15 protein-coding genes are annotated in these 13,475 nt (G+C 73.2%); 6 read left to right on the top strand and 9 right to left on the bottom strand.

Going from position 1 to position 13,475, the window contains the following annotated elements; genetic code table 11:
• Positions 1-208 precede the first annotated feature (208 nt).
• Positions 209-871 (top strand): peptide-methionine (S)-S-oxide reductase MsrA, encoded by a 663-nt coding sequence (gene msrA / locus ACFVQ3_RS02345; RefSeq protein WP_387634567.1) that lies wholly within the window; start codon positions 209-211, stop codon positions 869-871.
• A gap of 250 nt (positions 872-1,121) precedes the next feature.
• Here msrA and ACFVQ3_RS02350 read toward each other — a convergent pair whose 3' ends face one another.
• Both ACFVQ3_RS02350 and ACFVQ3_RS02355 read right to left on the bottom strand, forming a co-directional pair.
• Positions 1,122-2,033 (bottom strand): glycoside hydrolase family 19 protein, encoded by a 912-nt coding sequence (locus ACFVQ3_RS02350; protein WP_387634570.1) that lies wholly within the window; start codon positions 2,031-2,033, stop codon positions 1,122-1,124.
• 463 nt (positions 2,034-2,496) lie between these two features.
• Entirely contained in the window at positions 2,497-3,270 is a 774-nt protein-coding gene (locus tag ACFVQ3_RS02355) for a phosphatase PAP2 family protein (RefSeq protein WP_387634572.1), read from the bottom strand.
• A gap of 189 nt (positions 3,271-3,459) precedes the next feature.
• On the opposite strand from ACFVQ3_RS02355, the gene ACFVQ3_RS02360 reads away from it, so the two are divergent.
• Positions 3,460-4,245: a type II CAAX prenyl endopeptidase Rce1 family protein gene (locus ACFVQ3_RS02360; RefSeq protein WP_387634665.1), complete on the top strand. Its 786-nt coding sequence runs from the start codon at positions 3,460-3,462 to the stop codon at positions 4,243-4,245.
• Between the two features lie 87 nt (positions 4,246-4,332).
• Here ACFVQ3_RS02360 and ACFVQ3_RS02365 read toward each other — a convergent pair whose 3' ends face one another.
• From ACFVQ3_RS02365 to ACFVQ3_RS02375, 3 genes are read right to left on the bottom strand one after another with little or no spacing between them, the layout of a single operon-like run.
• Complete coding sequence (locus ACFVQ3_RS02365) at positions 4,333-4,968, bottom strand: SRPBCC family protein (RefSeq protein ID WP_387634575.1); 636 nt, start codon at positions 4,966-4,968, stop codon at positions 4,333-4,335.
• The gene (locus ACFVQ3_RS02370) at positions 4,965-5,372 is read right to left on the bottom strand and encodes an ArsR/SmtB family transcription factor (protein ID WP_387634578.1); all 408 of its coding nucleotides are present in this window, start codon (positions 5,370-5,372) and stop codon (positions 4,965-4,967) included. Before ACFVQ3_RS02370 ends, ACFVQ3_RS02365 begins: the two co-directional genes overlap by 4 nt.
• Before the next feature lie 48 nt (positions 5,373-5,420).
• Positions 5,421-6,374, bottom strand: coding sequence for a LysR family substrate-binding domain-containing protein (locus ACFVQ3_RS02375; RefSeq protein ID WP_387634580.1), 954 nt, complete (start codon positions 6,372-6,374; stop codon positions 5,421-5,423).
• A gap of 59 nt (positions 6,375-6,433) precedes the next feature.
• On the opposite strand from ACFVQ3_RS02375, the gene ACFVQ3_RS02380 reads away from it, so the two are divergent.
• A complete protein-coding gene (locus ACFVQ3_RS02380; protein WP_387634583.1) occupies positions 6,434-6,868 on the top strand; it encodes a DUF5997 family protein in 435 nt (144 codons plus the stop codon).
• A 189-nt stretch (positions 6,869-7,057) separates the two neighbouring features.
• Here ACFVQ3_RS02380 and ACFVQ3_RS02385 read toward each other — a convergent pair whose 3' ends face one another.
• The 3 genes from ACFVQ3_RS02385 to ACFVQ3_RS02395 all read right to left on the bottom strand — a co-directional run bounded on the left by ACFVQ3_RS02385 (position 7,058) and on the right by ACFVQ3_RS02395 (position 8,584).
• Positions 7,058-7,510 carry a DUF5680 domain-containing protein gene (locus ACFVQ3_RS02385; RefSeq protein ID WP_387634585.1) on the bottom strand — a complete coding sequence of 151 codons (453 nt, stop codon included), beginning with the start codon at positions 7,508-7,510 and terminating at the stop codon, positions 7,058-7,060.
• Between the two features lie 10 nt (positions 7,511-7,520).
• Positions 7,521-7,829 (bottom strand): SelT/SelW/SelH family protein, encoded by a 309-nt coding sequence (locus ACFVQ3_RS02390; RefSeq protein ID WP_387634587.1) that lies wholly within the window; start codon positions 7,827-7,829, stop codon positions 7,521-7,523.
• Positions 7,830-7,972: 143 nt separating this feature from the next.
• Entirely contained in the window at positions 7,973-8,584 is a 612-nt protein-coding gene (locus ACFVQ3_RS02395; protein ID WP_387634590.1) for a LysE/ArgO family amino acid transporter, read from the bottom strand.
• 69 nt (positions 8,585-8,653) lie between these two features.
• Between ACFVQ3_RS02395 and ACFVQ3_RS02400 the strand changes: the two genes are divergently transcribed.
• Both ACFVQ3_RS02400 and ACFVQ3_RS02405 read left to right on the top strand, forming a co-directional pair.
• On the top strand, positions 8,654-9,523 hold the full coding sequence (locus ACFVQ3_RS02400) for a LysR family transcriptional regulator ArgP (RefSeq protein ID WP_387634593.1): 870 nt from the start codon (positions 8,654-8,656) through the stop codon (positions 9,521-9,523).
• 170 nt (positions 9,524-9,693) lie between these two features.
• Complete coding sequence (locus ACFVQ3_RS02405) at positions 9,694-10,857, top strand: class I SAM-dependent methyltransferase (RefSeq protein ID WP_387634668.1); 1,164 nt, start codon at positions 9,694-9,696, stop codon at positions 10,855-10,857.
• 40 nt (positions 10,858-10,897) lie between these two features.
• Here the strand turns inward: ACFVQ3_RS02405 and ACFVQ3_RS02410 are convergent, their stop codons facing one another.
• On the bottom strand, positions 10,898-11,302 hold the full coding sequence (locus ACFVQ3_RS02410) for an FKBP-type peptidyl-prolyl cis-trans isomerase (RefSeq protein ID WP_030150127.1): 405 nt from the start codon (positions 11,300-11,302) through the stop codon (positions 10,898-10,900).
• Positions 11,303-11,472: 170 nt separating this feature from the next.
• Here ACFVQ3_RS02410 and ACFVQ3_RS02415 point away from each other — a divergent pair, with 170 nt between their 5' ends.
• Entirely contained in the window at positions 11,473-13,467 is a 1,995-nt protein-coding gene (locus tag ACFVQ3_RS02415) for a glycoside hydrolase family 15 protein (protein WP_387634595.1), read from the top strand.
• Positions 13,468-13,475 lie beyond the last annotated feature (8 nt).

The raw sequence follows: 13,475 nt of genomic DNA on the forward strand, positions 1-13,475 counted from the left end.
ACGTGCCCGGGGGCCGCGTGTTCCTGCGGAACACGACGGTTCTCGCAGAGCGGATGTGGACATTTCGCGCGGACGGTCCTGGCGGGACGGTGCGAGGTGTCGTGGCGGGGCGGGACGGACCGTCGGGGCGGGACGGATCCGAGGCGGCCGGGGAACAGGCGACGACGGCGAGGTGTTGCCCAGATGTCGGCTACAGGTGGAGGTAAAGATGTTCGAGTCGTTGTTCGGGTCCTCGATGAAGACCCAGATGGTCGCGCCCGAGAAGGCGCTCGCCGGGCGGGACCAGCCCGTGCTCCCCGCCGCCCGACCGCACACCGTGCTCGGGACGTCGATCACCGGCCCGTGGCCCGAGGGCACGCGCGTGCTGTACCTCGCGATGGGCTGTTTCTGGGGCGCCGAGGAGATCTTCTGGCAGGTGCCCGGAGTGATCTCCACCGCCGTCGGCTACATGGGCGGCACCACGCCCAACCCCACGTACGAGGAGGTCTGCACCGCGCGGACCGGGCACACCGAGACCGCGCTCGTCGCGTACGACCCGTCGGTCGTGAGCGAGGAGGAGCTGCTCAAGATCTTCTGGGAGCGCCACGACCCCACGCAGGGCTACCGGCAGGGAAACGACGTCGGCACCCAGTACCGCTCGGCGGTCTACTGGACGACGCCCGAGCAGGAGGCCGCGGTCCGTGAGACCGAGGAGCGGTACCAGAAGGTCCTGACCGCGAGAGGCCTCGACCCCATCACCACCGAGGTCGCCCCGGCCGAGGGACGCACGTTCTACTACGCCGAGGACTACCACCAGCAGTACCTCGACAAGAACCCCAACGGCTACCGCTGCCACGCGACGACGGGGATCCCGTTCCCCGACGCCGCCTGATGCGGGGCTGAGCGGCCCCTCCTGGCCGAATGATGCGGGGCTGAGCGGCCCCCCTGGCCGAGCGGCCTGGCCGCGAAGTGAGCAGGTGCCCCTGATCCGGTCGGGTCAGGGGCACCTGCTCACTTCGCGGCAGGTCGACCCCGCGGTCTCGGGACGAGTCGCACGCCGGGTGCCAGGTGAACTCCGAGGTCCGTCAGGCAGCCCGCTCCCGGCTGCCTGACGAACCTCGGGCTCTGCGCGTCTCAGCGGGTCAGCAGACCAAGCCCGAGCCGGGCGCGACGCCGAGCAGCGCCGTGATCTTCTCGTAGCGAGCGACTCGGCTCGCGACCGAGGCAGGGTTGCCACCGTTGCACTCGAGCGCCCCGTTGAGCGAGTTGATCGTCTGACCGAAGCCGGCGCCACCGATCATCGCCTCGTGCGACGTCATGACACCCGGGCCGTTCTGCGTGTTCCAGTACCAGAGGGCCGTCTGCCAGGCGATCGACGGGTCCTGCTCGACGAGCCACGGGTTGTTCAGGAGATCGATGCCGAGCGCGTCACCGGCCGCCTTGTAGTTGAAGTTCCAGCTGAACATGATCGGACCACGGCCGTAGTAGGCCTTCTGGCCGGCCGGGCAGCCGAAGGGCTGCGAGTAGTCGCACTTGATCCAGTAGTTCGCCTCGTTGATCTCCTTGACGTACCGCAGGCCGACCGACTCGAAGTCGGCGTGGGTCAGGAACGCTGCCGCCTCCTGGGTCCGGGTCGTCTCGGTCCCGGTGTTGGCGAACCTCGGGTACGCCGCCAGGGCGTCGACGAGGCCCTGGTAGGTGTAGAACGCGTTGCGCTTCGGGAAGATCGCGTCGAACTCGGCCTCGCTGATCACGAAGTCGGACGTGCCCCCCTGGCAGGCTCCCTTGTCCGCCCAGACGCTCGTGGCCCCGGGGTTCTCGCGCTGCGTCCACCACTTCGCGCTGAAGTTGCGGCCGTGGTGCGAGACCGTGGTCCCGCCCTGGTACGCGGTGGTCTCGCTCCAGGTCGCGGCGCACGGGTTCGCGGGCGCCGCGGCGGCGACCGTGAGCGATGCTGCGGCCGTCGTCTCGACTGCGGCCGCCGGCACGGTGGCTGCGGTCGCGACGACCGCGCTCACGAGACCAGCGGCCACGATCGCCGCGCCTCGGCGCATGCCGGAGACAGTTCTCTTGCCAAACATCGAGCCCCCATTTGCTCATCGTTGAACAATCCATGTGAACGGCTGGCGCCGCGGTCACAAGGTAGCGACACGCCTAAATGTCAGCAACTCGAACAAACTGCCTCGTGGACGAGGACGTCCCTGGATCGCTCCCGGGCGCTCCAGGGCGACGCTGAGTCGCTGACGGCGACGTGCCCGACCGCCGAGGGTGACGTGGCCGGTCGCCGACGGTGACCTACTCACATGCCGACGATGACGTGCAGCCGCCGACGGTGACGTGCCCGACCGCCGAGGGTGACACCATCGACAGCCGAGGGCGTCACCCTCGGCACTCGGGTACGTCACCCTCCGCGACCGGCCATGTCACCCTCGGCGACCCTTCACGTCACCGTCGGCGACCAGCCACGTCACCATCGAGCGGGCAAGGCGTCACCCTCGGCGACCAGCCACGTCACCCTCAGCGTCGGACCAGCGTCCTCTCCCCCGCCTCGGTCCGCAGTCCCGGCGCGAGCAGCACCCGGCCCACGACCTCGTTGCGGCACAGCATCGCCAGCCCCGCGGCGACCGGCCCGCGCAGCGCCAGGACGAGCGCCACCACGACGCACACACCGACCGTCGCACCGGCGACGACGTCGTGCGGGAAGTGGACCCCCTGGACCAGGCGCGCCGCCCCCGTCACGACCGCGAGGACCGCGGGCGCGACGACCATGACCCGGTACGGCGGGAGGCGACGGGCGCGCCGGAACCGGAGCGCCGTCGTCGTGCCGAGGGAGTCCCGCGGGCGGCCCGACGCCAGTGCCGTCAGCACCACGGACGTCGCGAGCGCGAACGCGATGGTCGTGTGGTTGCTCGGGAACGACCAGTCGCCCGCGGCAGGGCAGTGCGCGATCTCGATGAGGTCCCAGCACCCTCGCGGCTGCTGCACGATCGTCTTGGCGACCTCGGACGTCGCGTACGCGACCACGGCCCCCACGCCTCCGACGACCGCCGTCGCGACGGCCACGAGGCCGGCACCGCGCGCCTGCCAGGCAGCGAGCAGCCACAGCAGCGCGAGCGCGATCACACCGAGCTCGGCGACCATCTCGACCCCCGGCAGGTCCGCGGTCCGCGCCGTCACGGCGAGGTAGAGCTCGGTGCTGGGCCTGCGCAGGAGCAGCAGCGACGGCACGACCACAGCGGCCGCGAGGAGCCAGAGCAGGGCCAGGAGCAGGGGCGATCTGGGGGACTTCACCCCGGAATGGTACGGAGGTGAACGACGGATGAACATCAGACCGCGGTCGGACGCGGACACCTCCCGCCGTCCCCCTCGCGGCCCACACCCCGCCTTCACGTCCGTGCCCGTGACATCGTGGGGCGCGTGACCGACGCCCGCACCGCCGCGACGCCCGACGCCCCCCGCGCGCCCGCCCGCACGACCACCCTGCGCCTGCTGGCCGCGGCGCTGGTCTGCGGTTCGGCGGTGCTCCTGTTCGCGGTGCACGTCCGGCCGCTCGGGTACGTGCCGCTCGTCGCGGGTGTCCTGCTGGGGCTCCTGGTCGACCGCCGCCTCGGGCGTGACCTGCTCCTGATCGCGCTCGGCATGGGCATCATCAGCACCATCCCGCTCGCGGCGGACCTGAGCGATGCCGGGATCGCTCGCTTCGCCGTCGTGCTCTCGCTCGCCGTGCTGGTCCCGTGGGCCGTCTCGCGCTACGTCTACCGCGACGACGCGATCCGGTTCCCGGTCCGCACGGGCAGGCGGTGGAACCGCACCCAGATCGTGTACCTGCTGGTCGTGCTCGTCGCGGGCTACCTGATCCTGCCCGCGTACTTCATCGGGTCGGGGTCGTACCAGAACTGGCCCGCGATCGAGACGCCGCAGGAGATCGCGCGCCTCTTCGTGGGCGTCAACGCCGTCGGGATCTGGGACGAGCTGTTCTTCGTGTGCGTCGTGTTCGCGCTGCTGCGCCGCCACTTCGCGCTGTGGCCCGCGAACCTCCTGCAGGCGACGGTGTTCGTGTCGTTCCTGTGGGAGCTCGGCTACCGGAGCTGGGGGCCGCTCCTGACGATCCCGTTCGCGCTGGTCCAGGGCTGGATCTTCGCGCGCACCAAGTCGCTCACGTACGTGGTGTGCGTGCACCTGCTGTTCGACGCGATCGTGTTCGCGGTCCTGGTGCACGCGCACCACCCCGAGCTGTTCGACGTGTTCGTCACGGGTGGGCGCTGAGGCGCGCGCAGCGCGCGGTCGGCAGTCCGCTCGCCCCGGTGCAGGGGCGACCCCGCGCGCCCCTCAGCGCGGGTCGCCCGCCAGCGGTCAGGGCGTCGCGTCACCGTCGAGCGGCGGGACGTAGAACGCGGTGGTCGCGGCGGCGGAGGCCTCGGCCACCGCGGGGTCCGCGCCCGACGCCTCGTGGGCGCCGCGCCAGAGCTGGGCGCTGGCGGTCTGGAGCGCACGCATCTCGGGGCTGGTCTCGAGCGTGGCCGGGTCGCCCAGGTCGACGCCCGCGACGTGCGCGGCGAGCCCGACGAGCGCGAGGTCCCAGCCGACACCGACGGCCCCGGGGCCGAACTGGTCCCAGAACTCGGGCGGCACGACCGCGACGTGCTCGAGCGTCAGCTCGGTGGCCCCGCCGTCGGCGGGCGTGAGGCGGAGCTCGACCGTGCTCCGGTCCTCCTCGCTCATGCCCCAGGTCACGAGGAACCGGCGCGGTGGCTCGCACTCGCGCACCTCGCCGCCCGCGTTGCCCTGGAGCTGGTAGCGCCCGCCCAGGCGCAGCTCGCCGGTCACAGGAAGGAACCAGCGGGCGATGCGCTCGGCGTCGGTGCACGCCTCCCAGACGTCGTCGACGGGGGCGTCGTAGGTGCGGCTCAGCAGCACGACGCGTGCGTCGTCGCGCTCGCCGACGCTGCGGCGGGCCTTGTCGATCTCGGTGCTCAGGTCGAACGTCATCTCGTGGCCTCCTTCGCGGGGACCGGCCGCGGGTCTGCGGCCGGGGCGGTGCGGGAAGCGTCCGGCGTCGTGACGGCCCGACGGCGGGCGCGGCGTCCGCGTGCGAGCTCGGTGCCGAGCGCGTCGAGGCGCTGGTCCCAGAACCGGCGGAGGCCGTCGAGCCAGTCGTCGACCTCGTCGAGCGCGCCGGGGTCCAGGGCGTAGAGCCTGCGGGTGCCGGCCGCCTGGACGGTCGCGAACCCGTTCTCGCGCAGCACCTTGAGGTGCTGGGAGACGGCGGGCTGGCTGATCCCGAACTCGTCGCGGATCACGGCTGCGAGGTCTCCGGCGGACGTCTCGCCCCCGGACAGCAGCTCGAGGATCCGTCGCCGGACGGGGTCGCCGAGGACGTCGAACGCTTCCATCCGTCGATGATTCACCCGCGCCTTATATAAGTCAAGAGTGAAGGTGTGTCAGCGCCCCTTCTTGCGGCCCTTCATCGACTGCGACTTCCCGAGCCGCTTCGCCACGGACTTGCCCGACTTCTTGCCGCCCTTGGGCGCCTGCTTCGCGCCGCTGCGCGCCGCGCTCGCGGTCCTGGCCCCCTTGGTGGCCTGCCCGGACTTCCCGCCGCTCTTGGCGCCCGACGGCGAACGCCCGTCCCCCTTCTTGCCCGCCTCGGGCGTGGGCGGGGTGGGGCCCGCCACACCGCGTGAGCTGTTGGCCGTGCGGCCGCGGACGATCCCGATGAACTCCTCGACCAGGTCCGACTTCTCCTCGGTCACCCAGCCGAGCGCGACAGGCGCCTCCGGTCCCCCGTCGAGCGGCCGGTAGGTCAGGTCCTTGCGGTGGTGCAGGCGCGCGAGGGACTGCGGCACGACCAGCAGCCCGATCCCCGCCGCGACGAGCTCGATCGCGTCGGCCGTCGTCGCGGGGCGCTCGAGCGCCGGCCTGCCGGGCAGGACAGGGGACGCCTCGTCGTCGGCATCAGCGCCCGCGACAAGATCCGCAGCGGGGTCCGCCCAGCCCAGCACGTCGTCGAGCGGGTGCAGCACGACCTCGTCCGCGAGGTCCGCCGCGGTGAGCGCTTCGTCACTCTCGAGGGCCGCGAACACGTGGTCGCGCGGCACCACGACGACCGGCACCTCCGTGTACATCGCGATGTGGCTCAGGCCCTCGCTGCGCACGGGGCGACGCAGGATCGCGACGTCCGCTCCGCCGTCGTGCAGGAGGGCCTCCACCTGCGAAGCCGGGACGGCGAGCGCCTCCAGGCGCACGTCCGGGACCCGGTCGATCCACGTCCGCACCCACTTCGAGGGCGTCACCCCGGGGACGTACGCGAGGCGGAACCCGGGGGTCTGCGCGTCGGTGACGTCATCGGCCGGTCGGTCGGCGTCGTGCTCGGCGCTGCGCGCAGTCTCTTCCACCCCACAACCCTAGCCGCCCCAGGACAAGGAAACGGGGCCGGGACCGATACCCTGGGACCATGAGCACCCCGCACTCCTCCCAGACCATGAAGCCCGCGACCGCGGCGAAGAAGCTCGGGGTGTACCTTCCCGCCACTCCCCCGGAGTTCCAGGAGGGGACCATCACGCGCGGCCGGCTCGAGGAGCTCGAGACCAACCCGCCCGAGTGGCTCGTCGACCTGCGCCGCAACGGCCCCCACCCGCGCCCCGTCGTCGCCGGGCGCCTGAACGTCTCGATCGCCGGCCTCGCCCGCGGCGGCGTCGAGGACGCACTGACCACCGAGCAGATCAACGAGCTCCGTGAGGACCCGCCCGCGTGGCTCGTGCGCGAGCGCGAGATCCAGGCCGAGGTCCGTGCGGAGGAGGAGCGCATCAAGGCGCGCGACCTCAAGAAGGCCAAGAAGGTCGCCCGCGCCAACCGCGAGGCCGAGCAGAAGGCGCCCGCGGGCGAGTGACGCCGCGTGGCGCCCGGTGGGGCGCCACGCACCGCCGGGCCGCACCCGGCCTGGACCGCCCACCGCGCCGGAGAGCGCGGCATCCGGCCCGGCACCCCGCCCGGCCCGGCACCCCGCCCGACCCGGCACCCCGCCCGACCCGGCACCCCGCCCGACCCGGCACCCGGCGCAGCCCGGCGCCCGCCCAGGTCAGCCGATGAAACCGCCCGCGTACTGGAGCCAGTAGACGACCTCGCCGCCCGCGGTGATCTCCTCCCGGCCCAGGAACGCGTCCCGGTCCCCCTCACCCCGGCACGTGTACCGGAACGCCCCGTAGTCGGCGTCGACGGACTCGTGCGTGCGCGTCGTGGCCGCGTGCTCGACGAGCGCGGGCTGGAGCATGAGGTCCGCCTGCCCCTCGCTCATCGACGAGAAGTCGCCCGAGTAGGACACCGACCACACGGGCACGCCGTCGTGGTGGACGACCTCGATGCCGGGGAAGATCCCGTTGCCGATGTAGTACACGTCGCGGTAGAGCCAGGGCCCCTCGGCGAACTCGTACTGCACGGATCCCGCGAGGATGGCCGTCGTCCTCCCCTCCCCTGCGGCGTAGGTCCGGGCGCGGGCGCGGGTGAGGAACGCGTAGGCGTCGTCGGCGAGCATGGCGCCGATGCTAGGAGGCGCCACCGACACGGTCGGTGTGGCCGAGGGAGAGGCCAGGGGCGACGCGGTCGCGCACGATCCGCTTGAGGACGGGGACCTCCGGGAAGCCCTTCTTCTCCTTGCGGTCCCACACGAGCTCGTCGCCCACGTGCACCTGGAAGATGCCGCCCGTGCCGGGCACCAGGGCGACCTCGGTCAGCCTCGTGCCGAAGGTCGTGAGGAGCTCCTGCGCGAGCCAGGCGGCGCGCAGCATCCAGTTGCACTGCGTGCAGTAGGTCACGGTCACGCGGGCGGGGGTCGCGTCGGTCTGTTCGTCCACGGGCCCAGCGTGCCAGACGCCGGCGCTCACCGGGCGCGGCGACCATGCGGTCGGCGTCCCGGTCCGCATCCCACGACCATGCGGTCGTCGTCCGACGTCGCCCGCATCTCGACGTCGCCCGCATGCCCGGCACCGGCGAACGGTCACCTGAGCACGAGGGTCACCGCGAGCACGGCCATGACGAGCGCGATCCCGCCGTCGAGCACGCGCCACGCGACGGGGCGTGCGAAGACCGGCGCGAGCACGCGCGCCCCGAAGCCGAGCGCCGTGAACCACACGATGCTCGCGACCCCGGCCCCGACGCCGAAGACCCAGCGCCCGTCGTGGCCGTACCCGGCCGCGACCGAGCCGAGGAGCAGGACCGTGTCGAGGTAGACGTGCGGGTTGAGCCAGGTCAGGGCGAGGGCCGTCCCGACGGCGGCGCCCACCGACACCCTGAGGGCCCCCTCGGCCGCTTCGAGGGTCGCGGGGCGCAGCGCGCGACGGGCCGCCTGCACCGCCAGGACCAGGAGGAACGCGGCGCCGCCCCAGGTGACGACCGCGAGCAGCACGGGGGCGCGCGCGACCAGCACGCCCAGCCCCGCGACCCCGGCGGCGATGAGCACCAGGTCCGAGAGCGCGCAGACCAGGACCACGGGCAGGACGTGCTCACGGCGCAGCCCCTGGCGCAGCACGAACGCGTTCTGGGAGCCGATCGCGACGATGAGGGACAGTCCGGTGCCGAGACCGGCGAGGAGGGGGGCGAAGGAGAGCACGTCCTCCACGGTAGGTACGTCCGGTGGTTCAGTACAGCGAATGATTCTGTCGAACCATAAGATCTGCTCATGGTGGATCTTCAGCCCGACCAGCTCCGCGCGCTCGACGCGATCGCCACCACGGGCACGTTCGACGCCGCCGCGCAGCTCCTCGGCGTGACCCCGTCGGCGGTCAGCCAGCGCATGCGCGCGCTCGAGACCGCCGTCGGTCAGGTGCTCGTCCGGCGCGGCCGCCCGGCGACGCTCACCGCCCCGGGCGAGGTGCTCGTCCGGCACGCGCGCCACCTCGCGCTCCAGCACGCAGAGGTCCTCGCCGAGCTCGACCTGACCTCGGGCAGCGCCCCCGAGCTCACGCTCGTCATCACGGGCGACGCGCTGACGACGTGGGCGCTGCCCGTGCTCGCCGGGGCGTCGTCGTGGGCGCGGCTGGAGATCCTGCGCGAGGACCAGGACCACTCGATCGACCTGCTGCGCGACGGGACGGCCGTCGCGGCGGTCACGTCGGTCCCGACGGCCGTGCCCGGCTGCCGCTCGACGCCGCTGGGCCGCATGCGCTACCGCCCCATGGCGAGCCCGGCGTTCGTCGAGCGGTGGTTCCCCGACGGTCCCACCACGGCGTCCCTCGCCGTCGCGCCCGTGCTCGTCTTCGACCGCAAGGACGACCTCCAGGACCGGTACCTGGCACTCCGCCCGGGCGGCCCCCGCCACCACGTCCCGGCCTCGCACGAGTTCCTGCGCGCGGTCGAGCTCGGCATGGGCTGGGGCATGCTGCCCGACCTCCAGAGCCACGACGCCGAGGCCGCCGGGCGGCTCGTCGGGTTCGACGACGCCGCGAGCGTCACCGTGCCGCAGTACTGGCAGCAGTGGCGCCTGCACTCGCCCACGCTCGACCGGGTGGCCGCTGCGGTCCGCGAGGCGGCGGCCCGCCACCTGCGGTGACCGGGCACCCGCAGTGACAGGGTGCCCGCGGTGACAGGGCGCATCCCCGGGGCTCCCCAGCAAGGCAGACTTGTCCCGTGCCCCCCTCCTCCAGCGACGTCCCCCTGCCCGACGACGCCGCTCACCCCGACCCGTCGGCGCTCGCCGCCCGGGACCGCCTTCTCGCCGGGCTGGAGCGCTTCTCGCCCGACGCACCCTCCGGCCCCGAGCTCCGCGCCGGCAGCGCCACGCGAGACCCCGACCCGACGCTCGTCGCGGTCGACGCGACCGACCGCCTGCTGCTCGACGAAGCCGCGAGCGCCCTCGCGTCGGCCGGGCCGGGCGAGGTCGTCGTGATCGACGACCGGTTCGGGGCGCTGACGCTGGGCGCGGCGGTGGCGCACGGCCTGACGGGCCTCCGCGTGCACCAGGACGCCGTCACGGGCGAGGCGGCCCTCGACCAGAACGCCCGGGAGGCCGCGCGACGCGCCTTCCCGGGGCTGGACGCCACGTTCACGCACCTGCCCCTGGGCGAGGACCTGCTGCGCGGCGCGCGGGTCGTCCTGCTCCAGCTCCCGCGCTCGCTCGCGGCGCTGCGCGACGTCGCGGAGCACGTCGCGCGCTTCGCGGCCCCCGACGTGGTCCTGCTCGCGGGGGGCCGGATCAAGCACATGACGACGGCCATGAACGACGTCCTGGCGGAGTCCTTCACCGACGTGCGGGCGAGCCTCGCACGGCAGAAGTCCCGTGTGCTCGTGGCCCGTGGTCCCCGGCCGGGCACCGAGCTCACCTACCCGGCCACGGAGCACCTGGCCGAGCTCGACCTCGACGTGGTCGCCCACGGAGCGGCGTTCGCGGGCGCGAGCCTCGACCTCGGGACGCGCTTCCTGCTGGGGTTCCTCGACCGGGTCTCGCCGGGTGCGCGCGACGCCGTGGACCTGGGCTGCGGCACGGGAATCCTCGCCGTGTCGTTCGCGCGGGCGCGTCCGGACGCCGTGGTCGTCGCGACCGACCAGTCGGAGGCGGCGGTCCGCTCGGCCCGCGCCACGGCGGTCGCGAACGGCGTGGGCGGGCGGGTGCGCGTGGTGCGCGACGACGTCGGGTCCTCGCTCGCGGACCGCAGCGCCGACGTCGTGCTGTGCAACCCGCCGTTCCACCAGGGCGCCGCCCTGAGCACCGACGCGGCGCACCGCATGTTCGCGACCGCGGGCCGCGTGCTGCGGCCCGGCGGTGAGCTGTGGACCGTGTACAACTCGCACCTGCGCTACCGGCCCGCCCTCGAGCGGGCGGTCGGGCCCACGACGCAGGAGGGCCGGGACCCCCGGTTCACGGTGACGCGCAGCGTCGCCCGCTGAGAACCCGGGGCCCCGGCCCGTCAGACGCGAGGGGGCGAGGTCACTGGACCCCGACGACGTCCACCACGAAGACCAGCGTGTCCGTGCCGCCGATGCCCGCCTGCGGGACGCCGCGCATGCCGTAGCCGTGCTCCGGCGGGATCGAGAGCAGGACGCGCGAGCCGACGTTCTGCCCCACGAGGCCCTTGTCCCAGCCGCCGATGACCGCACCGGTCCCGATGGGGAAGCTGATGGTCTCGCCGCGGTCGTACGACGTGTCGAAGATGCCGCCGTCCCAGACCTGACCCAGGTAGTGCACGACGATCGTGCGGCCGGCCGTCACGACCGGGCCGCTGCCCTCCTCGAGGACCTGGACCTGGAGGCCGGCGGGAGCGCCGCCCTCGGGGAACGTCAGGACCGGCTTGTCGCCGAACGAGCCGGACGCGGTGGGGAGCTGCGTGCTCATGGTGCTACCTCTCGGATGGAGTTGCGGGGTTCGGGGACAAGCCTAAGCGGGCGGCACCCGCTCGGCCCGCCCCCTGCCCGACGGCGGAGGTCACCCGCGAGCGCCGGTGCGCTCCGCCGTCGGGCAGCTTCCCGCCTGACAACCCGGGCGAGCAGGCGCACGCTGGACGGATGAACCCCTTCGAGGACGAGGACGAGGGCGACACCGCCCGGCCCGTCGACGTCTCCCCCGACCTCGACGCGCCGGTGACGCACGCGGGCGGCGCACAGGTGCCCGCCGGGCGCCGCTCGCCGTTCCCCGGGATCGCGGAGTACGCGTTCCTGTCGGACTGCGAGTGCAACGCGCTCGTCGCGCCGAGCGGCGCGATCGAGTGGATGTGCGTGCCGCGGCCCGACTCCCCCAGCATCTTCGCGGCGGTCCTCGACCGCGGTGCGGGCTCGTTCCGGGTCGGGCCGTACGGCGCGCGCGTGCCCGTGGCGCGGCGCTACATCCCCGGGACGCTCGTCCTCGAGACCACGTGGCAGACCCCCACGGGCTGGCTCGTGGTGCGCGACGCGATGCTCATGGGGCCGTGGCACAACGTCGACGAACGCTCCCAGACGCACCGGCGCACACCCACCGACTACGACGCCGAGCACATGCTGCTGCGCACGATCCTGTGCGTCAACGGGACGGTCGACGTCGAGGTCGTGTGCGAACCGCTGCCCGACTACGGGCGCGAGGCCGCCCGGTGGGAGTACGACGGGCAGACCTACCAGAGCCTCGTGACGCGCGTCGCGCACGCCTCGACGCCCGACCTGCGCCTGAGCAGCAGCCTCCGGCTCGGCGTCGAGGACCGCCGCGCGCAGGGCCGCACACGCATGGCCGCGGGCGACAAGGCGTACGTCGCCCTGTCGTGGTCGGACCGGCCCGCGCCCGCCACGTGGCCCGACGCCGCCGACGCCATGGGACGCACCGAGCAGTACTGGCGCGACTGGATCACCCAGGGCGTCTTCCCCGACCACCCGTGGCGCTCCTACCTCCAGCGCAGCGCCCTCACCCTCAAGGGCCTGACCTACGCCCCGACGGGCGCGCTGCTCGCGGCCGCGACCACCTCGCTGCCCGAGACGCCGCACGGCGAACGCAACTGGGACTACCGGTACGCGTGGGTGCGCGACTCGACGTTCGCCCTCTGGGGGCTCTACACGCTGGGCCTCGACCGCGAGGCGAACGACTTCTTCGCGTTCGTGCACGACGTGTGCCGCGACGACCGCGAGCTGCAGATCATGTACGGCGTCGGCGGCGAGGACCGGCTCGAGGAGAGCACGCTCGACCACCTCTCGGGCCACGAGGGCGCCAGGCCCGTGCGCATCGGCAACGCCGCCTACGACCAGAAGCAGCACGACATGTGGGGCGCCGTCCTCGACTCGGTGTACCTGCACGCCCGGTCCCGCGAACAGCTCCCCGAGTCCCTGTGGCCCGTCCTCAAGGCACAGGTCGAGGAGGCCGCACGGCACTGGCACGAGCCGGACCGGGGCCTGTGGGAGGTCCGCGGCGAACCCCAGCACTTCACGTCGTCCAAGGTCATGTGCTGGGTCGCGCTCGACCGCGGCGCCCGCCTGGCCCGCATGTACGACGAGCAGGACTACGCCGAGCAGTGGCAGAAGATCGCCGACGAGATCCACGCCGACGTGCTCGAGCACGGTGTCGACTCCCGAGGGGTCTTCGTGCAGCGCTACGGCTCCGACGCGCTCGACGCCTCGCTCCTGCTCGTACCGCTCCTGCGGTTCCTGCCCGCCGACGACCCGCGCGTCGTCGCGACGGTCGACGCGATCGCGCACGAGCTCACGGTCAACGGCCTCGTGCTGCGCTACCGGACCGACGAGACCGACGACGGGCTGTCCGGCGAGGAGGGGACGTTCACGATCTGCTCGTTCTGGCTCGTGTCCGCACTGGTCGAGGTCGGGGAGCTCGACCGGGCGAGGGCGCTGTGCGAGCGTCTGCTGTCGTTCGCGAGCGAGCTCAACCTGTACGCCGAGGAGATCGACCCGCACTCGGGGCGGCACCTGGGGAACTTCCCGCAGGCGTTCACGCACCTGGCGCTCATCAACGCCGTGGTGCACGTGGTGCGGGCCGAGGAGCGGCGGGACGGGACGGGCCACTTCGAGGCGGCCCACCGAGGGTGACGCGCCCA

It is taken from the genome of Oerskovia sp. NPDC057915 (genome assembly GCF_042887685.1).
In the GTDB taxonomy this organism is placed as follows: domain Bacteria; phylum Actinomycetota; class Actinomycetes; order Actinomycetales; family Cellulomonadaceae; genus Oerskovia.

Excerpts from the sequence above, each read along its gene's own strand:
- ACFVQ3_RS02385 (WP_387634585.1), bottom strand. The coding sequence starts at position 7,510 with ATGCTCGCCGACGACGCCTACGCGTTCCTCACCCGCGCCCGCGCCCGG.
- ACFVQ3_RS02410 (WP_030150127.1), bottom strand. The coding sequence starts at position 11,302 with ATGAGCACGCAGCTCCCCACCGCGTCCGGCTCGTTCGGCGACAAGCCG.
- ACFVQ3_RS02380 (WP_387634583.1), top strand. The coding sequence starts at position 6,434 with ATGAGCACCCCGCACTCCTCCCAGACCATGAAGCCCGCGACCGCGGCG.
- ACFVQ3_RS02350 (WP_387634570.1), bottom strand. The coding sequence starts at position 2,033 with ATGCGCCGAGGCGCGGCGATCGTGGCCGCTGGTCTCGTGAGCGCGGTC.
- ACFVQ3_RS02370 (WP_387634578.1), bottom strand. The coding sequence starts at position 5,372 with ATGGAAGCGTTCGACGTCCTCGGCGACCCCGTCCGGCGACGGATCCTC.
- ACFVQ3_RS02415 (WP_387634595.1), top strand. The coding sequence starts at position 11,473 with ATGAACCCCTTCGAGGACGAGGACGAGGGCGACACCGCCCGGCCCGTC.
- ACFVQ3_RS02400 (WP_387634593.1), top strand. The coding sequence starts at position 8,654 with ATGGTGGATCTTCAGCCCGACCAGCTCCGCGCGCTCGACGCGATCGCC.
- msrA (WP_387634567.1), top strand. The coding sequence starts at position 209 with ATGTTCGAGTCGTTGTTCGGGTCCTCGATGAAGACCCAGATGGTCGCG.
- ACFVQ3_RS02365 (WP_387634575.1), bottom strand. The coding sequence starts at position 4,968 with ATGACGTTCGACCTGAGCACCGAGATCGACAAGGCCCGCCGCAGCGTC.